Genomic DNA, 19,628 nt, shown 5'->3' with positions numbered 1-19,628 from the left:
CGTAAAAATGTTCAACGAATATGAAAGCCAGATGAAAAACTCGTTTATTTGACAGGTAGACAGCTAGTGTTCAGCTACACAACTAAGTCACTGAGGGCATTATTTATTGGGTGAAACAGGAACGGTTTACATGACGCGGGGCGGACTCGAAAGGCATCGGCCGCCGGATTGCGCCTTACCACCGCCTGCTACGTGTTTATATTGAAGAATCTTCTCTGCAATGCGCCTCAAGTGCCGGTAAAGTAAGCCATCTCTTGCCAGGGTACTCGGATGAATAGCGTGCAGCGTATAAGCGGCCAATGGCGGCCCGTTTTGATCGGATTGTTGATGACGGCGGCCTGCGTCACCGCCGTACGGGCAGATGATGGCGTGGCCCTGACCGCGCTCGCCCAAGTCCCTGAGGGGGTTGAAGTGCGCGGCAGGCAGGTCGCCGCCTATACCTGGGACGACCGCCAGGGCAAGAACCTGCTGGTGCTCTCCGAGCAGGTCAGCGAACGCGAGGATGACGGTACCCAGTCGGCGTTTGTCTATGCGGCCCAATACCTGATCGACGGTGACCGTCCCAAGCGCATGTGGATGCTCTACGACGACGTGCAGCATTGCCAGTTCGATGCGGCGCTGCGCTTCGACATGGCCGCGACCAAGGTCACCGACCTCACTGGCGATGGCGTCACCCAGGCCACCGTGGGCTATTCGCGCACCTGCACCAGCGATGTCAGCCCCAACGAATTCAAGCTGATCATGCATGTCGGCAAGTCGCAGAAGTACCGCCTGCGCGGGGTCGACCGGGTCGGCGCAGCCTGGTGGGATGAGGAGGCCGGGGCCCTGCGTGGCATGCCGCTGCCCAAGGATTGCAGCGTGGCCGGGCAGCAGGCGCTGGTCAGCCAGTACAAGGAGCAGGGCACGGAGTTGCCGTTGCCGGGTTGCTATGGCGATGAGAAGGACTTTGCCAAGGCGCCGGACGCTTACCTGGCCTTTATGCGTCAGCACTGGTTCGCCCTGATGCAGAAGCAGGATGCCGAATGGAGCCAGGCCCAGACCCAGCCCCAGGCACCCACCGAGGATGACGACACGGCACCGTGATTTTGTGCCAGGGCTTTTCCTGGGTTAGACTCAGCCTTCGCCAATTCACTAAATATCTCGATTAAACAATGAGTTGTTCGAGGTATTTAATCCAAAGGCTGATCTACCTTGACCGAGTCTATCCGCAACCCGTTGACCCTCTACCTCACCCGCCTGGCCCCCTCCAGCCAACTGACCATGCGCTACGTGCTGCAGGACGCCGCCGACCGCCTGGGCTTCGAAGACATCAACCTCGAAGACATCGACTGGCACCAGCTGCAACCCGAACATGTCATCGCCCTGGTCGCAGCATTGCGTGAAGACGGCTACGCACCGAATACCTCATCCTTGTATGTGAATGCCGTGCGCGGGGTGATGAACGAAGCCTGGCGCATGAGCCTGATCAGCCAGGAACATCTCCTGAAAATGCGCACGGTCAAGGCCACGCCCGGCACGCGCCTGGGTCAGGGCCGCAATCTGCGGCGCACGTTGATCCGGGAAATGATGGAAGTCTGCGCCGCCGACCCTCGCCCCCAAGGCCTGCGTGATGCAGCAGTCATCGGCATCCTGTACGGCTCAGGCATGCGTAAGTCCGAGTCGGTCAACCTCGACCTGGCGCAGATCAACTTCGATGAACGCAGCCTGCGGGTAATCGGCAAGGGCAATAAGGAATTGGTCAAGTATGCGCCGGACTGGGCTTTCGCCAAGTTGCAGGCATGGTTGGCCTTCAGGCGCGAACAGCTCAAGGAAGGCGAGCAGGACGACAGCTTCCTGTTCAACCGCATACGCCGGGGCAGCCATATCACCCGGGAACGTATCACCAAGCATGCGATTTACTACATCGCCCGCCAGCGGGGTGAGCAGGTCGGGGTGAAGATCATGCCCCACGACTTTCGCCGCTCGTTTATCACGCGGGTGATCGAGGAGCATGACCTGTCGATTGCACAGAAGCTGGCGCATCACACCAATATCCAGACCACCGCCAGTTATGACGTGCGTGACGACAACGAGCGGCGGCGGGCGGTGGATCGGTTTGATCTGTAGAAGAACAGCTGCGGACCTACAGAATCGGTTTGCCGCCGGTGACCGCATAACGCGAACCCGAGATATAGCTGGCCTCGTCCGATGCCAGCAGCACATAAATCGGCGCCACCTCCACCGGTTGGCCGGGGCGGCCCAGTGGGGTTTCGCTGCCGAAACTCTGCACGTCGTCATCGGTCATGGTCGCCACGATCAACGGCGTCCAGATCGGGCCGGGCGCGACGCTGTTGACGCGGATGCCCTTACTGCCGAGTAATTGCGCCAAGCCGCCGGTGAAGTTGGCGATTGCGCCCTTGGTGGCGGCATAGGCCAGCAGGGTCGGCTTGGGCATGTCGGAATTGACCGAGCTGGTGTTGATGATCGAACTGCCGGCCTTCATATGCGGCAGCGCAGCCTTGCAGAGGCGAAACATCGCGGTGATGTTGATATCGAAGGTCTTGACCCATTCCTCATCCTCGATCTCTTCGAGCGTCTCGTGGGTCATCTGGAATGCCGCGTTATTCACCAGCACGTCAATGCGCCCGAACTGTTCCACGGTCTTGTCGACCAGCGCCTGGCAGGTGGCTTTTTGCGCAATGTCACCGGGCAGCAACAGGCATTGGCGGCCCGCTTCCTCGACCCATCGCGCGGTTTCCCTGGCGTCCTCGTGTTCGTCCAGGTACGCGATGGCCACATCGGCGCCTTCACGGGCGAAGGCGATGGCCACTGCGCGGCCAATGCCGCTGTCGGCGCCGGTGACCAAGGCGATCTTGTTGGCCAGCCGGCCGGAGCCCTTGTAACTCTGTTCCCCACAGTCCGGGTACGGGTCCATGGTGCGTTGGGTACCGGGCACGTTTTGCGCCTGGGGGGCGAAGGGCGGGCGTGGGTAGTCAGTCATTTCCAATCTCCATAGGTTTCGAACGGTGCTATGGGATTAGTAGTTTCATGGCCGGCGATAGTTGTAATGGATGCCGGCCAGGCCCGACGAGCGGTATCGCTCAGCCGTGGGGCGGGGCGCTCGCCAGGTGTGCCGGCAGACGGCCCAAGGTCCACAGGGTGGTGAGCATCGCCGCGACGGCGCACAGCGCAATGCCGACCAGCATCGGCGCCGGAGTGTGGTCGGCGAACACTCCTACCAGGGTCATGGACACGGCAGCGGTGATCATCTGGATCGCGCCCAACAGGGCGGAGGCAGAGCCCGCCACAGCACCATGATCTTCCAGGGATAACACGCCCGCCGCCGGCAACAACAGGCCGAGGAAACCGAAGCCGATAAACAGCAACGCCATCATCAAGGCCAGGCTGTCGACCCACAGCGTGGTCGCGGCCAGCAGCACCATCACGGCGGCTACGGCGACCACCGACCAACGAATCAGTGGCGCCAGGCCAAAGCGCGCGCTCAAGCGTGCAGTGAGTTGGCTCATGGCGAAAAACGACGCGGCGTTCAGGGCGAAACACAGGCTGAACTGAGTAGGCGTGAGGCCGAAGTATTCGATATACACGAAGGGTGCACTGCCGATAAACACGAAGAACGTCGCCAGCCCGAACCCGCACACCACCGACAGACCGATGAAGACCGGGTCACGCAGCAGTACGCCGTAGCTGCTGAACGCCGTGCCCAAGGTCTTGCCCAGCCGGCGCTCGGCGGGATGGGTTTCGGGCAGCTGCACAATTGTCATCACCAGGCACAGCACGGCCACCACCGCGAGCACGACGAACACTTCGCGCCAGCTCCACAACGAAATCACCAAGCTGCCGGCCAGCGGCGCGAGAATCGGCGACACACTCATCACCAGCATCAGCAACGCCATCAACCGCGCGGCTTCATGGCCGGTGTACAGGTCGCGCACGATCGCCCGAGGAATGACCATCCCGGCACAGGCGCCGAAGGCCTGCACGGCACGAAAGCCGATCAGCACTTCAATGGTGGGCGCCAGCGCGCAGCCGACGCTGCCCACGGCAAAGATCAGCAGACCGGCGTAAATCGGCGGCTTGCGCCCGAACACATCGCTGATCGGGCCGTAGAACAGCTGGCACACCCCAATGACCATGAAGAACACGGTGAGGCTCATCTGTACCGCCGCCGGCGAGGCGTGCAGGCTGGCGCCCAGGGTAGGCAGGGCGGGCAGGTAGATGTCGATGGCGAACGGGCCGACGGCGGTGATCAACCCCAGCAGCAACGCAAGGTGGGCAATACTTCGGGACATGGGCGGTTTCCGGCAGCGCAAAAGTCGATCAGCTTAAGGGATCCGCGCAGATCCGCAAACTTAGGCTTCACTAACAGGGATTGATGCCGATAACGGTAAGAACGTTGCTTCGACGGTTGGGTATGGGGATGTCAGCATGACGATCAAATTACGCTTGATGCTGTTGATTGCCACCGGGTTGCTCACGGCTCTGGTCATGAGCCTGGCCGGCTACCTGGGGAATGTTCGGATGAGCGAGGCCGTACAGGATAGCGAGGTGAGCATGACGGTCCTGCGCAATCATATGGAAGCCGACATGATGCACGACGCACTGCGTGCCGACGTGCTGTCTGCCATGCTCGTGGGGTTGGGCAAAAGCACCAGCAGCAAGGATGAGGTCAACACCTCGTTGAAGGAACACGCCGAGCATTTCCGTCAGGTACTGGGCGACAACCTCAAGTTGCCGCTGGATGCCACGATCAAAAGCGGCCTGGAAAAAATCAGACCCAGCCTGGACACCTATATCAGTGCCGGCGAGCGCATCGTCGCGCTGGCACTGGAGAATCCTGAGGCCGCTCGCGGGGAACTGGACACCTTCAACAAGGCGTTTTCCCAGCTGGAAGATCAAATGGCGGCGATGAGCGAGCTGATCGAAAGCAATACCCAGGAGACCAGCGCCAGCACGCGGCAGACCATCAGCCACGCCAATTTGACCTTGGGCGCCGTATTGCTCGCCAGCCTGTTGCTGCTGCTGGCCCAGGGGCGCTGGGTGTTGTCGAGCATCATGGCGCCGCTGCAGGCCGCCAGTCGCATTGCTGCCAGTATCGCCCGGGGTAACCTGAGCGAGCCGATTGTCGAACCTAAGCGCAAGGACGAAGCCAGCTCGTTGATCCGCAGCCTTGCCACCATGCAGCGAGATCTACGCGGCATGATCGAGGTGGTGCGCAGCAATGCCCACGGCGTCAATGGCATGAGCGAACGCTTGAGCCAGGGCTGCCATGACGTCGCCGGCAGCAGCCAGCAGCAAAGCGCGGCCGCCAGCACCATGGCGGCGGCGGCCAGTGAAATGACCGCCAGTATCGAGGAAATCACCCGGCATGCCGGACGCGCCCTGGACATGGCCAACCAGGCCGAAGCCCTGGCCAAGGACGGCGGCCGGGTGATCCACCAGGTGGTGAAGGACATGGATGGCATTGCCCGCTCAGCGCAGCAATCGGCCCAGGTCATTCGTACGCTGGACAAGGAGTCCGAGGCGATCTTCAGCATTATCCAAGTGATCAAGGGCATCGCTGACCAAACCAACCTGTTGGCCCTGAACGCCGCGATTGAAGCCGCCCGCGCCGGCGAACAGGGACGCGGCTTTGCGGTGGTCGCCGATGAAGTGCGCAGCCTGGCGGGCCGCACCAGCGCCTCGACCCAGGAAATTGCCAGCATGGTCGGGCGTATCCAGCAGAACACCCGGGAAGCGGTGACCAGCATGGAGGAGGGCGTCACCCAAGTGGACAAAGGCATGGCGGTGACTGCCGAGGTGGAGCGAGCGATCCGCGATATTCTGCAGGCCACCCTGAATACCACCGAGTTGGTGAACGACATCTCGCGCACCATCGGTGAACAGAGCCTGGCCAGCAACGAGATCTCCCACCAGGTGGAGATGATTGCGGGGATGTCGGAAAACAACAGCCGCATCATCGGCGAAACCGCCTCGACCACCGATGAACTGGCCGGGCTGGCCGGCAAGTTGTCGCAATCCGTGGATCGCTTCAGCCTGTAACACCGCACAGACCTGATACACGCTTTATGGACCGGCCCCCTGTGGGTCGGTTTTTTTTGCCCGGTCCACCGGCCCACCCGCAGCGCTCATTGACCGGGCTTTGCAAAAAAAGATTGAATATTCACACCTAATGTTATTTAAATAACAAAACAAGAGCGCCACGACCTGCCTGGTCGGGGTGCAACAAGGTGGAATAGCAATGAGCAAGATCGCAGTCATCGGCAGCAATATGGTGGATTTGATCACCTACATCGACCGCATGCCGGCCCAGGGCGAAACCCTGGAAGCGCCTGGTTTTGCCCTCGGGTGTGGCGGCAAGGGGGCAAACCAGGCGGTGGCGGCAGCCAAGCTTGGGGCCCAGGTGCTGATGTTGAGCAAGGTCGGCGACGACATGTTTGCCGACAACACCCTGGCCAACTTCCAGCGTTTTGGTATCGACACCCGTCATGTGCAGCGGGTGCCTGGGGTTTCCAGCGGTGTCGCGCCGATTTTTGTGCGGGCCGACTCCCACAACAGCATTCTGATCGTCAAAGGCGCCAATGCGCATTTGTTGCCGGCGGACATCGACGCGGCGGCCGCCGACCTGCGCGAGTGCACGCTGATCGTGCTGCAGTTGGAGATCAATCTGGAGACGGTCTACTACGCCATCGAATTTGCGCACCGGCACGGCATCGCGGTGCTGCTCAACCCGGCACCGGCCCTGGCCGGCCTGAGCGGGGAGCACCTGGCGCAGCTGGATTTCCTGATCCCCAATGAATCGGAACTGGCGTTGATCACCGGCCAGGTTGTGGACTCGCCGGACGCCGCCCAACGCGCCGCGCGCACGCTGGTGGCCAGCGGTATTCGCCACGTGATCGTCACCCTCGGTGAACACGGTGCGTTGTACGTGGGAGAGGAGGGCGAATTCCGGGTGCCGGGCCGAAAGGTCGTGGCACGGGACACCACGGGCGCCGGCGATGCCTTTATCGGTTGCTTCATCCAGCACTGGAGCCGCGACGGTGGTATCCGGCAGGCCATGGAACAGGCCGTGGCGTATTCCGCCTGCTCGGTCATGGCGCTGGGCACCCAGACGTCATATCCCGACAGCGACGCGTTCGCCCGATTCCAGCAACAGCCGTAACCCCCAAACCAGCCCGGAGAACAATAATGAACAAACCTGCGCTGCAACAGACACCCGATGGTTTCTACCTGAACCGCACGCCCTGGTTCGCCTTTATCCTGCTGTGCAGCATCTTTGCGCTGTGGGCGGCGGCGGCAAGCATGAATGACGTGCTGATCGCACACTTCAAGAAAGCGTTTTTGCTCAGTGATTTCCAGACCGCCTTTGTGCAGTCGGCGTTTTACCTGGGTTACTTTTTCGTGGCGATTCCGGCGGCGATGGTGGTGCGTCGTTTCAGCTACAAGAGCACGATCCTGATCGGGTTGCTGCTGTACATGTTCGGCTGCCTGCTGTTTTTCCCGGCGGCGTCCACGGCCAAGTACGGCATGTTCCTGCTGGCGCTGTTTGTGATTGCGGCCGGCCTGTCGTTCCTGGAAACCGCCTGCAACACCTACTCGACCCTGATGGGGCCCCGGGAAACCGGGACGCGGCGCTTGAACATCTCACAGACGTTCCACCCCTTCGGTGCGATGGCCGGGGTGTACGTCGGCAGTTTCGTGATGTTCAAGGACACCGACGCGACCACGGAACAACTGACCCGGATGAGCGCCTCCGAGGCCGCCGTGCAGCAGTTGCAGATGATCCAGTCCACGCTGTTGCCCTACAAGTGGATGATCGCCGTGCTGGTGCTGATGTTTATCCTGGTCGCGATCACCCGGTTCCCGGCCTGCAAGGGCAATAAGCCAGCTGACAGCAAGCCTGGCAGCCTGCGCCACAGCCTGGGCCGACTGTGGCGTAACCCGCGCTTTACCTTTGGCGTATTGGCGCAGTTTCTCTACGTGGGCGCCCAGGTCGGCGTGTGGAGTTTTACCATTCGCCTGGCGATGCAAATGGGCGGAATGAATGAGCGCAGCGCTTCATGGTTTTTGCTGACCACCTTTGCCGCCTACTTTGTCGGCAAGATGATCGCCAACCTGTTGATGCGCCGCCTGCATCCGGCCAAGGTCCTGGCGATCTACGGTGTGCTGTGCATTGTGCTGCTGGCCTACACCATTCTGGTGCCGAATATTTCGGCGGTGTATGCAGCGGTCGGCGTGAGTATTTTCCTCGGCCCGTGCTGGCCGACCATTTACGGCCTGACCATCGATGGCCTGGGTGAAGACACCGGCGTCGGCGGTTCATTGCTGGTGATGAGCATCGTCGGCGGCGGGGTGATTCCGATCTTCCAGGGCCTGTTGTCCGATGCCAGCGGCGGCAATATGCAACTGGCCTACAGCGTGCCATTGCTGTGCTTTATCGTGATCGTGATGTATGCGGTCAAGTGTATGCGCCAACCCGGCACGTTGCCGTCGAGCGCCGCCGCGGCGGTGGCCTCATGAATACGCGGATCCCGCTGTATCCAGCGGTGTTTGCCGAGCAGGAGAGAGTCCTGTTGCAGTCCGAGGATTTCAAGGTCAGTGCCTGGATCTATCCGTCCGGCGTGCTGGCCGTGAGCCTGGAGAACAGCCGTGGACGCCTGGTGCTGCTGCCTTATCAAGGGCAGATGATCTGGTCGGCGGTGTTCGACGGCTGTGACCTGACCATGAGCAATCTGTTCGTGCAACCCCGGCCCAGCCCGACGGTCATTGATACCTACGGCTGCTTCATGTTTCACAGTGGCCTGCTGCGCAACGGTTGCCCGGCGCCGGATGACACCCACGCCTTGCACGGCGAAATGCCTTGCGCCCCGATGGACTCGGCCTGGCTGGACATCGGCGAGGGCTTTGTGCGCCTGGGCGGTTGTTATCAATATGCCAAGGGCTTCGGCGATCGCTACCGGGCGTGCCCCAGCGTGACCCTGCGCGCCGATTCGGCGGTGTTCGATATCGACATGGACGTGACCAACCTGGCCGGCAAGCCTATGGAACTGATGTACATGGCCCACATGAACTACGCCTTTGTGGCCGGCGCGCGGTTGGTCGAGCCATGGGGCATGCAGCGCCTGCGCCTGCGCACCAGCATTCCGGAACACGTCAAGCCGACGCCGGACTGGAGTGCCTACATGGCGCAACTGGCCGAACAACCTGGGCAATTGGCCTGTCTCGATCAGCCGGGGTTGTACGATCCTGAAATCGTGTTTTTCTTCGACGGCGTCGGCACGGACGCCACCGGCCAGGCCCACTTCCTGCTGGATCATCCCGGTGGCGCGGCGTTCTACACCCGCTATCGCCCCGAACAATTCGCCCACGCCGCACGCTGGATCCTGCATACGCCGGATCAGCAAGTGGCGGCGTTCGTGCTGCCATCGACGTGCGAACCCGAGGGCTATAACGCCGAGAAAGCCAAAGGCCATGTGCGTCTGCTGGCGGCGGGAGCCAGCGCTTCGTTCAGTGTCAGCACCGGCTACCTGAGCGCGCAGGAACGCCAGCGGTTGCTGGGTTAAACCAGCAATTGCGCGCCGTGGGCCTGGATGGCGTCCTTGTAGCTGCGGGGGATTTTCTTGTCGCTGACCACGTACTGAAAGTCTTGCAGGGCAGCAAAGTGAGCGGTGCGCACCGTGTCGAACTTGCTGAAGTCGGCGAGCAATACACGTTGCTGGGCCTGGCGCATGACCTTTTGCTTGACCTCGATTTCATTGAAGTTGAAGCACGTCACGCCGAATGCCTGGCTGACGCCGGCGGCCGTCACGAAGGCCCAGGTCAGGCGCACGCTGTCGAGGATGCTGCTTTCGGCACTGTTTTCAAACACCTGGTTCTTGCGGTGAAAAGTCCCGCCGCACAACACGATGTGGCAGTTGGGCTTGTTATGCAGCTTGAGCAGCACGTTCAGCGAGCTGCACACCGCCGTGAACTCCACTTCATCAGGGATGAAATCGATCACAAACGGCGAAGTGGTACCGCAGTCGAAAAATACCGTGTCACCGGGCTGGATCAGTCGCGCGGCGAGTTTGCCAATGCGGCGTTTTTCCTCGACGTGGCGGGTGTCCTGCTCGGCAACCCGGTAATCGCTGACCTCGCTGCCGACCCGGGTGATGTAGCCACCCAGCAGGCGCAGGTGATCACTGAAGTGGTTGAGATCGCGGCGCAGGGTCATCTCCGAAACCTCCAGCAGCGCCGCCATTTCCCTCAGGTGAATGGCGTTCTGGTCCTGCAAGGCTTGTTGGATAAGCTTGAGTCGCTCGGCTTTTCTACTGTCCACGAGTATTCCAGGGCTTGATTGTTTGTGTTAGATAAGTAACATTTAGTGTTATTATTATAACGCATTAGTGTGAGTGCTGTGACAAGCGGCACACGACCATTCGCAACATACAGGCAAGGGCACGTTAAATGAACACTCTTCAACCCGCAGCATTGGCCAAGTACATCGATCACACCTTGCTGGCGCCCGACGCCTCCCGCGAGCAGATTCGCACCTTGTGCGAGGAAGCCCGGGAGCACGGTTTTTATTCGGTGTGCCTGAACTCAGGGCAGGTGCCTTACGCCGCTTCCTGCCTGACCGACGACAGCGTGGTGATTTGTGCCGTGGTGGGCTTTCCCCTGGGCGCCGGCCTGAGTGACACCAAGGCCTTCGAAGCCGAACGGGCGATTGCCGCCGGGGCAGGGGAGATCGACATGGTGCTCAATATCGGCTGGTTGAAGGACGGTTTGCTGGAGGCAGTGCGCGAAGACATTGCCTTGGTCCACAAGGCCTGCGGCGCCGTGCCGTTGAAGGTCATCCTGGAAACCTGCCTGCTGGACGATGAAGAGAAAGTCCAGGCCTGCGAAATCTGCCGGGACCTGGGTGTGGCGTTCGTCAAGACCTCCACGGGGTTCAGCCGAAGCGGTGCCACCGCCAAAGACGTGGCCCTGATGCGTAAAACCGTGGGCGCTGCGGTTGGGGTCAAGGCGTCCGGGGGCGTGCGCGATTATCCGACGGCACTGAAAATGATTGAAGCCGGGGCGACGCGCTTGGGCAGCAGTTCGGGGATTGCGATTGTCGGCGGGGCGATGACGGCGGCCAGTGGTTACTGAGTTTCGGGCCGATGCCTGGCAGCCTGTAGGGAAATCCCTACAGGCTGCGCAACTCATTAGAGCACTATCCGGATTTCTTCATGGCTCTTTGCTATATGTCACGCTAGAGTGATTGGAAGATTCAATGAAGTCTTGATTTCTCCGGCCTCGGCCGAGGCCGCAGGACACTTCATACCTGTGGAGTGCACCATGAAAGTTCTAATCGCCGATGATTCATCCATGTCCCGCAAGATGGTCTTGCGTTCCCTGCCGGAATCACTGACCGAAGATGTTCGCCAAGCCTGTAACGGTGCCGAGGTGATGGAGGCCTACCACGCCGGGCAGGTCGATCTGCTTTTTCTCGACCTCACCATGCCCGTCATGGATGGCTTCCAGACCCTGGAGGCACTCAAGCGCGAAGACGCCAATGTGGTCGTCGTGGTGATCAGCGCAGACATCCAACCCCTGGCCAGGCAACGGGTATTCGACCTGGGCGCTGCTGCCTTTGTAGCCAAGCCGGTTACGGCTGAAGCTGTAGTCAATGCCTTGCACGTCATAGGAGTGCTTTGATGGAAACCTTGGCCGCACTCACCGAAGACCAACGTGATGCCCTGCAGGAACTGATGAACATCGCCATGGGGCAGGCGGCCGAGCGACTGGCGCTGCTGACCGATACCATGGTGACGCTTTCGGTTCCCTTTATTCACCCGCTGATCCGGGAACAGAATAACCTGTTGATTCCGGAGCATCTGCGCCGGAGCTTCATGATCGTCACCCGCCAGTCTTTTCTGGGTGAGTTACGTGGCGAAGTGTTCGTGTGCTTTGGCTCCAAGGGGGCCGATGAACTGGCCGAACTGCTGGGCTACAAGGGCAGCGGCCTGGAGCAGCAGCACGAGTTGATGCTTGATGTCACCAACATCCTGACCGGCGCCTGCATCAGTGGCCTGGCAAGGCAGGTGGCGACTCAGGTGAGCTATGACGCACCGTCCATTCTCGTCCACACCGAACATGCGGCGAATGCACTGGATGAATTGAACCTGAATGAACACCTGGCGATGGTGCTGGAAATCCGTTTCGAGGTTCAGGCTCATCAGTTCTCCTGCGACTTGTTGATCTGCATCACTGAACGTACGGCTGGGGTTGTCGTTCGGGCCATCGATCGTTTGCTGGACGAACTTTGAAGGGATCTCTTCATGACAGACATCAAGGCAATTTCCCGGGAAACCCTTGAGTCGATGCTCAAGGCCATCAACATGGGCGTGCTGCTGGTCGACCAGGACTGCAAGGTGCTGTTCTCTAACCAATTCATGTCCATCAACAGTGGCCGCAGCGCGGAAGAACTGGTCGGCCGTACGCTGTTCGAAGCCTTTCCGGAGCTGCCGGAGGCCTGGACCCGGCAGAAGATCAACAGCGTCATTACCCTGCAAAACTTTGCGTTCACGTCATGGCAGCAGCGGCCGCACCTGTTCAATTTCGAAAGTACCCGGCCCATCAGTGGCATGGTCCGGCTCATGTATCAGAACTGCACCTTCTTCCCCGTGCAAGATGCCGATGGCAGCAATCTTGGCGTGGGCCTGGCCATCAGTGACACGACCGATACCGCTGCCCGTCAACTTGAGCTGACGCACCTTAACAAGTTGCTGGAAGAAGAGAAGGGTGCCCAGGCGCTGCTGATCGCGCGGCTCGAAGACGCACAGGCGCAGTTGCTGCAGTCCGAGAAAATGGCGGCGATAGGGCAACTTGCTGCAGGCGTGGCCCACGAGATCAATAACCCGATCGGGTTTGTCGGCTCCAACGTCAACAGCCTGCGTCGTTACCTGGTGGACATCTTCGCGCTGCTCGAAGCCCATGAACAGGCGACCGACGACAGGCATGCCAGCGCTCATCCCGAGCTTGCGGTGATGCGGGACAAGATGGATTACACCTTCATGCGCCAGGACATCGACGACCTGCTGGCCGAGTCGGTCGACGGCCTTGACCGGGTCACTCGCATCGTCAAGGACCTGCGCGAGTTCTCCCACGTCGACAGTTACGAATGGCAGTTGGCCGACCTGCACAAGGGGCTCGACAGTACCCTCAACGTTATCTGGAACGAGATCAAGTTCAAGGCTCAGGTGATCAAGCGCTACGGCGATGTGGAACCCATCGAATGCATGGGCTCACAGATCAACCAGGTCTTCCTGAACCTGCTCATCAATGCCAGCCATGCCGTGGGGGCCGACGGCGAAATCACCCTCAGCAGCGGCAGGGAGGACGGGGGCGTCTTCGTCGAAATCGCCGACAACGGCCATGGCATTCCCCTTGAAATCCAGAACCGGATATTCGAACCGTTCTTCACAACCAAGCCGGTGGGCATGGGGTCGGGCCTTGGCCTGTCGTTGTCGTACAGCATCATGGTCAAGCACCATGGACGGCTCACCGTCGACAGTGAGCCGGGCAGGGGGAGTCGCTTCCGCGTCTGGTTACCCTTGCGCCAGCCGGTAATCGAGGCTGTCTCTACCTGCGCCGTTGAAGGACGCTGATCATGGACACGCTGTCTTCCTGCGAAAAACGACACATCGTCATGCTGGTGGATGATGAGGAAAGCATCCTCAACAGCCTTCGACGCCTGCTGCGCGCAAAGCCTTACGACTTGCTGCTGGCCACGAGCGGGGCCCAGGCGCTGAGCCTTTTCGAACAACACGCGGTGGACCTGATCGTCTGCGACGCGCGCATGCCGTTCATGGACGGGCCGACCTTGTTGCGCGAAGTGCATAGGCGCGATCCGCACTGCGTGAATATCCTGCTGACCGGCTACGCCGATATGAGCATGATCACCCAGGCGATCAATGATGGGTATGTGTTCCGTTACATCAGCAAGCCCTGGAATGATGACGATCTCAAGCTCAGTCTCGATCAGGCGCTGGAAATGAAGAGAGCGCTCGCTGAGGGTAACCCTGCGACTTCGCCCCCACGTCTATAACTCAACTAAATAGTCATTTAGTTGAGTTGGCTATCGGGGCAGGGCTCAGGCCTGGGCGAGGGCGCTGATACGCCGTTCGCTGATGCGTTCGACCGTGTCCATATGTTCGGTGCCCCACACGCACAACGCGCCCAGCGCAGTGGCCAGTGACTGCCCGAAGGGTGTCAGGGAATACTCGACCTTGGGCGGGATCTCCTGGAAGTCGATACGCGCGATGATTTCGTCGCGCTCCAATTCCTTGAGTTGCTGGATCAACACCTTGTCGGTCACGCCGCCAATCGCACGCCTTAACTCGCCATACCGATGAACATGTCGCGCCAGGTTATACAGGACCAGCGGTTTCCATTTGCCGCCAATCACCGCCAGGGCAGCCTCGAGCCCGCAATTGAAGGTGTTGTTCGCCATGTGATGGGTGCTCCAAAAGGGTACTTACTAAAAGGTGCATACTATTCAAAAGAATAGTCTGGATCTAGAGTTGGGCCTCAACATTCTTTGGAGTTAACCATGAGCAGGCTCGACGGAAAAATTGCAGTGATCACCGGTGGCAACAGCGGCATTGGCCTGGCAACCGCCATGCGCTTTGCAGCGGAAGGTGCACAGGTGGTGATTGTGGGACGCAGGCAGGAAGAACTGGACAAGGCGCTCGGGCTGATCGGGCCTGGAGCGCTCGCCATTCAAGGAGATATCTCGAGGCTGGACGACCTGGAGCGCATTTTCACCCAAATCAAAAGCGTCAAAGGTCGCGTAGACGTGCTGTTCGCCAATGCGGGCCTGGGGGATTTCCAGCCGCTCGGGTCGATCACTGAAGAGTCGTTCGATCGCACGTTCGGCATCAACGTCAAAGGCACACTGTTCACCGTGCAAACAGCGCTGCCGCTGATGCACGCCGGCGGTTCGGTGATCCTCACCGGTTCGACCACCGGCACCATGGGCACACCAGCGTTCAGCGTGTACAGCGCCACGAAAGCCGCATTGCGTAATTTCGCCAGGAGCTGGGCGCTGGATTTGAAAGGCAGCGGTATCCGCGTCAACGTACTTTCACCGGGACCGATCTCGACACCGGGCCTGGACCTGGCGCTTTCAAGTACCGGCCAGAAGGATGCAATCATTGACGACATGACGGCGCAGTTGCCACTGGGCCGTATCGGCCAACCGGAAGAAGTTGCGGCGGCGGCATTGTTCCTGGCGTCGGACGACAGCAGTTTCATGACAGGCAGCGAAATGTTCGTGGATGGAGGGTTCGCTCAGGTTTGAACCAGAGAGGGGTTTTGCCTGTTGGAATCTGACGGGCACTGCCCCTCATTACGTAACATCGTATTACGCATAATGTATATTATGTTAAATCATATGTCAGGCTCAGCCACTTCCAGCTCACGTCGCCTACTGCGGTGCACCATCGCTCTCATAGGTGCTGGGGTTCGTACCTGACGGCATTACTCATCGCCGGAGGGAACGCTAATGCTTGACTTACTTCTCAGCGAATCAAGATTCATGAGTGTGTTCCCGGAACGCTTACGTACTCGGCACCGTGAATCCGGCTTTACGTCGCGGACTTCACCCTTAATTTCATGCAGCAACTGGATGTAACTCAGGTATCGCCATGATAACGCTCGAAGCGTTTAAGGGAGAAAGACGAGAGATCCAAGTCGGTCGAACCGCGTATGCACCACTGTGCAAACGCTTCGCCTAACGCGGCGGAATGTTTGAAGCCGTGACCGGAACAGGCGGACACCACCAAGGTGTGCTGCCACGACGGATGCTCATCGATAATGAAATGGCGATCCGGCGTCACGGTGTAGGCGCAGACAGCAGACTTGACCACGTTCGAGGTAACACCGACGATGCGGCCGCGCACCTGGTGCTCATACATGTCCCGCTCTTCCGCCGACGAGACCGTACGATCCATTGTTTGCGGCAACGAAGTAGTGTGGTATTGCGCGGTGGCGATTTTCAGGCTGCCCTCGCCGTGTAATGCGGGAAAGCCGTAGTTGATTTTGTCGTCGCCACGGCCGTGAGTGAGGATAAACGTCGGTGAGTGATCCACCCACTCGGCGCCCTCCTCCAGCCCGAACCAGAACAGCTTCTGCCGGTAGACGCTGAGCAGGCTGTCAAACGGCTCGCCCAGCAAACCGCCGCTCCAGTTGCCGGCGCTAATCACAAGCTTGTTTGCAAAGAGCGTGCGCAGATTCGTAGTGACATGGACTCCCTGCTCATTCGAGCTAATCCCAGTGACGGTTTCGCCTTTGTAGAGGATTGCTCCGTGTTGCTCGGCCAACTTGAGCTGCACATCAATGCAACGTTCAGGACGAACAAAACCTCCACCTGGCTCGAAATAGCCGATGGCAGTGTCGTGTACGTTGGCAAATTGTGGAAAGCGCTGGCGAATCTGTTCGGCGGATAAAACGTCGTGCTCAATGCCATAGGCCTGTGCTAGGCCGATGGTGCGCAATGTGAAGTCGGTTTTATCGTTGGGGTCAAACTCGGGACTCGAAGTCAGAGCCAATAGACCCGACTGTTCGAACAGCGACTCCCCTGACAATTGCTCAAGCTCGCGCCAGATGCGGTGGGAATTGCGCACAATGGGAACGTACTGCGCGCCCTCACCCACCGAAAGCCGTGTAATACGCGTATCGCCATGGCTGGAGCCCAGGTTATGAGGTGGGTGATGGCGGTCGATACCCACAACATTCGCACCCGCCTTCGCCAACTGATACACCGTAGCGGCCCCCATGGCCCCCAACCCCAATACCACTACATCACACCGCTCGGACATCAACGCTCACCGGTCAAAAAGAAGCCAGTTGAAAGTGAAGCCGATTAAGAATCAACGACTAAAAGAGCATATGCATATTATCAACCGAGCATCACCGGCCACTCTGCTGCTGCAATACTACGCAGTGCTGAGGCCAAACACGCGCCTCTCCCGGCAACACACGAGAGGCCGCCTGCCTGCATACCGCTGAGCTATCAGAGGAATAGAAAAAACAACATCATAATGATGGCACTGTCTGATACCGTGCACATAAACACAGCCACTCCGAGGATTGTCATGGGCGCAGGCGCTCCTATTCCGCCGAATGAAATTGAACGGCTTAAAGAGGTCGCGAAATTTTGTCCAGCCGACAGCGAGTACGATACTGTCTTCGATAAAATCGTCGAGATGGTTTCTGCTTACTTCAACGCACCCATAGCGCTGATTTCGATCGTCGATGAGCATCAGCAATGGTTCAAGGCGCGCGTAGGGCTTAAAGAGACGCAGACACCACGAGAAGTGTCCTTCTGCGCTTACTCGACGCTGGATAACGCCCCGCTGGAGGTATTGGACGCGACGCTTGATCCCCGTTTTAAAGACAATTCCCTGGTAACGGGGCCTCCGTATATTCGTTATTACACAGGCACCCCACTGATTACCGAAGAGGGTTTTACGCTGGGAAGCCTGTGCATCATTGATACAGTCTCACGCGCCGCTATGAGTGAGCGTGATAGCGCGATGCTCAGCGGTTTTGCTGAACTGGTGATGATGCACATCCACAGCATGCGCTCTCGAAACTTCGTCGACCAACCCACAGGGTTATTTAATCGACTCCGGTTTGAGGAGGATATACGCCAAGCGCTCAAGACCCACAGCGCGTGCCAAGCGTATGCGGTTGACATCATCTCGCCAAAGTTCCTCAACGATATCGTGAAGGCGCTGGGTTACAGTTTTGCCACAGACTTGGTCCTGGCAATCAAAGCGCGCCTACAAAAACTATTACCGCCACAGTGTCTACTTTATAAAATTAGCCCGACGCGGTTTGGTTTCCTCCTTGAGGAGGATCAAACGGCCGAGCACATTTGTGAAAACATCCTCAAGGACTTCAAAAAGCCTGTCGAATGCCACGCCATCCCCATACTCATGCAAGTCGGGATTGGCGTCCTGCCTATTCATAGCTCAGGGCTCCAGCAAGACTGGCTTCGCCTGGTGGTCAGCGCTGCGGATGAGGCGCGTGACCGCAGGCTGGGATGGTCGCGCTATGAACCCCATTTTGATGCGGCTCAACAACGCGCGTTCATGTTGTTGAGTTCGTTGCCGGAGGCGGTCTGCGCCGACAAACAGTTCAGCCTGGTGTACCAGCCAAAAATCAAACTGCCCTCAGGACGGTGTCATTCAGTAGAAGCACTATTACGTTGGACACATCCTTTACTGGGGCCCATCAGCCCTGCTGAATTCATACCCTTGGCTGAAAAAACCGCACTCATACCCTCTGTTGGTTTGTGGGTGCTCAACGCAATCATCCAGCAAGCGGTTATTTGGAAAGCGCAAGGTGTGCGCCTGCGGATAGCGATGAACATTACCGTCAGCGATCTTGAAAGCGCCGAATTCGTCGACGCGATGATCCATGAGATTCAACAGCACGGCCTGGACCCCGCTGGCTTTGAACTTGAGTTTACCGAAAGCATGCTCATGACCAACCCTGAAGAAGTCATCCGGCAACTGGAACGTGTCCGTAAGTTTGGCGTAGAGGTTGCTGTTGATGACTTTGGCACCGGCTACAGCAACTGGGCTTATTTGAAGGAGCTCCCGGCCAATACCGTCAAGCTTGACCAATCTCTGATTAGCGGGCTGGGCAGCAATCAAAATGACAAGCAACTGGTTAAAACCCTGATCGGACTGGCTAAGGGGCTCGGCTACCGGGTGGTTGCAGAAGGCGTAGAAAATCAGGAAATCCTGGACCTGTTAATACAGTGGGGATGTTCCGAAGCACAGGGTTATTTGATAGCCAAGCCTATGAGCGCCGAGGCATTAGAAGCCTGGATAGCACAAGGAATCGATGGAGGTCGGGGCCGGTAGAATGACTGCCGGGGACGCGCAAGCAAGGACTCTGTAGATCGCGGAGATCACCTGCATCGTTGCGTCCTCGATCGTGCCTTCATTACGGCATACAATCCAACCGTGATCTGCCATCGCTCGCTCGAATGCCTGGGTACAAGCGCTATGTTCTTCCAGCTTATGGATCACCGTGCTGCTCAGCCCACGCCGTCTTGCCGCTGCCCTCGCCCATGAAATCTCAGGGGCGGTGACAATCCCGACATGCAGGTCCGGCACTCGCACGTTTCGATCAATGTTCAACTGCAGGATCTCTGCAAACGGAATTATCCGGCGAAACGCGGCATCCGACGGGTACCAGCGATCGATCAGGATGATGCTGCCTGGTGGCTGTTTAGCCAGCACCTGCCGGGAAATCCAGGCACGGCTGTCAGCAAAGCGTTCACACACCCGCAGCTCCAGCTCCCGGGAGGGACTTCTGACGAGCTGGTTAACAAGCGCCATTGTTCCCTCCCGGTACGGATCGCTTTTTCTCTCGCAAAGCCGGATCACCTTTTTGTTGTCTGCCCTCAGTGCTTTCGTAACGGCCTCCAACAGCGTGGTTTTGCCGGTGCCCTTGGGCCCATCCAGAGAAACAAACAGCGGACGATTCATTCTTCACTTAACAATTGAGATACCGTTTTTTTGCCCTGTCCGGACGCTGGAACTGCTCAGTGCGGCGACGCGAAGGCCCTTATGAACAGAAAGTGATGA

At 59.0% G+C, this 19,628-nt stretch carries 18 protein-coding genes and 2 pseudogenes; 14 read left to right on the top strand and 6 right to left on the bottom strand.

Features of this window, described 5'->3' with window-relative positions; genetic code table 11:
- Positions 1 to 270 precede the first annotated feature (270 nt).
- Together NIBR502773_RS30210 and xerC are read left to right on the top strand one after the other, a co-directional pair.
- Positions 271 to 1,083 (top strand): M949_RS01915 family surface polysaccharide biosynthesis protein, encoded by an 813-nt coding sequence (locus tag NIBR502773_RS30210; protein WP_141157760.1) that lies wholly within the window; start codon positions 271 to 273, stop codon positions 1,081 to 1,083.
- Between the two features lie 108 nt (positions 1,084 to 1,191).
- A complete protein-coding gene (xerC, locus tag NIBR502773_RS30205) occupies positions 1,192 to 2,106 on the top strand; it encodes a tyrosine recombinase XerC (RefSeq protein WP_115487324.1) in 915 nt (304 codons plus the stop codon).
- A gap of 16 nt (positions 2,107 to 2,122) precedes the next feature.
- On the opposite strand, the gene NIBR502773_RS30200 is transcribed toward xerC, so the two are convergent.
- Together NIBR502773_RS30200 and NIBR502773_RS30195 are read right to left on the bottom strand one after the other, a co-directional pair.
- The gene (locus tag NIBR502773_RS30200; RefSeq protein ID WP_141157759.1) at positions 2,123 to 2,980 is read right to left on the bottom strand and encodes an SDR family oxidoreductase; all 858 of its coding nucleotides are present in this window, start codon (positions 2,978 to 2,980) and stop codon (positions 2,123 to 2,125) included.
- Positions 2,981 to 3,080: 100 nt separating this feature from the next.
- A complete protein-coding gene (locus NIBR502773_RS30195; protein WP_141157758.1) occupies positions 3,081 to 4,289 on the bottom strand; it encodes a multidrug effflux MFS transporter in 1,209 nt (402 codons plus the stop codon).
- A 136-nt stretch (positions 4,290 to 4,425) separates the two neighbouring features.
- Here NIBR502773_RS30195 and NIBR502773_RS31530 point away from each other — a divergent pair.
- The 5 genes and pseudogenes from NIBR502773_RS31530 to NIBR502773_RS30175 form a co-directional block, all read left to right on the top strand.
- Positions 4,426 to 5,133: pseudogene (locus NIBR502773_RS31530) on the top strand (MCP four helix bundle domain-containing protein); the annotation flags it as partial.
- 42 nt (positions 5,134 to 5,175) lie between these two features.
- The gene (locus NIBR502773_RS31525) at positions 5,176 to 6,039 is read left to right on the top strand and encodes a methyl-accepting chemotaxis protein (protein ID WP_371263379.1); all 864 of its coding nucleotides are present in this window, start codon (positions 5,176 to 5,178) and stop codon (positions 6,037 to 6,039) included.
- 199 nt (positions 6,040 to 6,238) lie between these two features.
- Complete coding sequence (gene rbsK / locus NIBR502773_RS30185) at positions 6,239 to 7,159, top strand: ribokinase (RefSeq protein WP_141157757.1); 921 nt, start codon at positions 6,239 to 6,241, stop codon at positions 7,157 to 7,159.
- Between the two features lie 26 nt (positions 7,160 to 7,185).
- A complete protein-coding gene (fucP, locus tag NIBR502773_RS30180) occupies positions 7,186 to 8,517 on the top strand; it encodes an L-fucose:H+ symporter permease (protein WP_027605850.1) in 1,332 nt (443 codons plus the stop codon).
- Complete coding sequence (locus NIBR502773_RS30175; RefSeq protein ID WP_141157756.1) at positions 8,514 to 9,560, top strand: aldose 1-epimerase family protein; 1,047 nt, start codon at positions 8,514 to 8,516, stop codon at positions 9,558 to 9,560. The genes fucP and NIBR502773_RS30175 overlap by 4 nt, the downstream gene beginning before the upstream one ends.
- Here the strand turns inward: NIBR502773_RS30175 and deoR are convergent.
- The gene (deoR, locus tag NIBR502773_RS30170; protein ID WP_141157755.1) at positions 9,557 to 10,315 is read right to left on the bottom strand and encodes a DNA-binding transcriptional repressor DeoR; all 759 of its coding nucleotides are present in this window, start codon (positions 10,313 to 10,315) and stop codon (positions 9,557 to 9,559) included. The genes NIBR502773_RS30175 and deoR overlap by 4 nt on opposite strands.
- A gap of 128 nt (positions 10,316 to 10,443) precedes the next feature.
- Here deoR and deoC point away from each other — a divergent pair, with 128 nt between their 5' ends.
- From deoC to NIBR502773_RS30145, 5 genes and pseudogenes are all read left to right on the top strand, one after another.
- Positions 10,444 to 11,127 carry a deoxyribose-phosphate aldolase gene (gene deoC, locus NIBR502773_RS30165; protein ID WP_141157754.1) on the top strand — a complete coding sequence of 228 codons (684 nt, stop codon included), beginning with the start codon at positions 10,444 to 10,446 and terminating at the stop codon, positions 11,125 to 11,127.
- Between the two features lie 189 nt (positions 11,128 to 11,316).
- Positions 11,317 to 11,676, top strand: a complete 360-nt coding sequence (locus NIBR502773_RS30160; RefSeq protein WP_074846798.1) for a response regulator — start codon at positions 11,317 to 11,319, stop codon at positions 11,674 to 11,676.
- Positions 11,676 to 12,287, top strand: a complete 612-nt coding sequence (locus NIBR502773_RS30155) for a chemotaxis protein CheC (RefSeq protein WP_065941511.1) — start codon at positions 11,676 to 11,678, stop codon at positions 12,285 to 12,287. The genes NIBR502773_RS30160 and NIBR502773_RS30155 overlap by 1 nt, the downstream gene beginning before the upstream one ends.
- A 12-nt stretch (positions 12,288 to 12,299) precedes the next feature.
- Positions 12,300 to 13,628 (top strand): ATP-binding protein, encoded by a 1,329-nt coding sequence (locus NIBR502773_RS30150; RefSeq protein WP_141157753.1) that lies wholly within the window; start codon positions 12,300 to 12,302, stop codon positions 13,626 to 13,628.
- A gap of 2 nt (positions 13,629 to 13,630) precedes the next feature.
- Positions 13,631 to 14,035: pseudogene (locus NIBR502773_RS30145) on the top strand (response regulator); the annotation flags it as partial.
- A 78-nt stretch (positions 14,036 to 14,113) separates the two neighbouring features.
- Here the strand turns inward: NIBR502773_RS30145 and NIBR502773_RS30140 are convergent.
- Positions 14,114 to 14,473, bottom strand: coding sequence for a helix-turn-helix domain-containing protein (locus NIBR502773_RS30140; RefSeq protein WP_027605843.1), 360 nt, complete (start codon positions 14,471 to 14,473; stop codon positions 14,114 to 14,116).
- 99 nt (positions 14,474 to 14,572) lie between these two features.
- Here NIBR502773_RS30140 and NIBR502773_RS30135 point away from each other — a divergent pair, with 99 nt between their 5' ends.
- Positions 14,573 to 15,322 carry an SDR family NAD(P)-dependent oxidoreductase gene (locus NIBR502773_RS30135; RefSeq protein WP_141157752.1) on the top strand — a complete coding sequence of 250 codons (750 nt, stop codon included), beginning with the start codon at positions 14,573 to 14,575 and terminating at the stop codon, positions 15,320 to 15,322.
- A gap of 334 nt (positions 15,323 to 15,656) precedes the next feature.
- Here NIBR502773_RS30135 and solA read toward each other — a convergent pair whose 3' ends face one another.
- A complete protein-coding gene (gene solA, locus NIBR502773_RS30130) occupies positions 15,657 to 16,841 on the bottom strand; it encodes an N-methyl-L-tryptophan oxidase (RefSeq protein WP_141157751.1) in 1,185 nt (394 codons plus the stop codon).
- A gap of 276 nt (positions 16,842 to 17,117) precedes the next feature.
- Between solA and NIBR502773_RS30125 the strand changes: the two genes are divergently transcribed.
- Positions 17,118 to 18,899, top strand: coding sequence for a GGDEF and EAL domain-containing protein (locus NIBR502773_RS30125; protein ID WP_141157750.1), 1,782 nt, complete (start codon positions 17,118 to 17,120; stop codon positions 18,897 to 18,899).
- Here NIBR502773_RS30125 and NIBR502773_RS30120 read toward each other — a convergent pair.
- Positions 18,852 to 19,529, bottom strand: a complete 678-nt coding sequence (locus NIBR502773_RS30120) for a dTMP kinase (protein WP_257228091.1) — start codon at positions 19,527 to 19,529, stop codon at positions 18,852 to 18,854. The two genes, NIBR502773_RS30125 and NIBR502773_RS30120, sit on opposite strands and share 48 nt — an antisense overlap.
- Positions 19,530 to 19,628 lie beyond the last annotated feature (99 nt).

This window comes from Pseudomonas sp. NIBRBAC000502773 (genome assembly GCF_006517195.1).
GTDB lineage: Bacteria > Pseudomonadota > Gammaproteobacteria > Pseudomonadales > Pseudomonadaceae > Aquipseudomonas > Aquipseudomonas marginalis.
The sequence above is the reverse complement of the archived record's forward strand: the minus strand, read 5'-3'. Positions and strand labels throughout refer to the sequence as shown.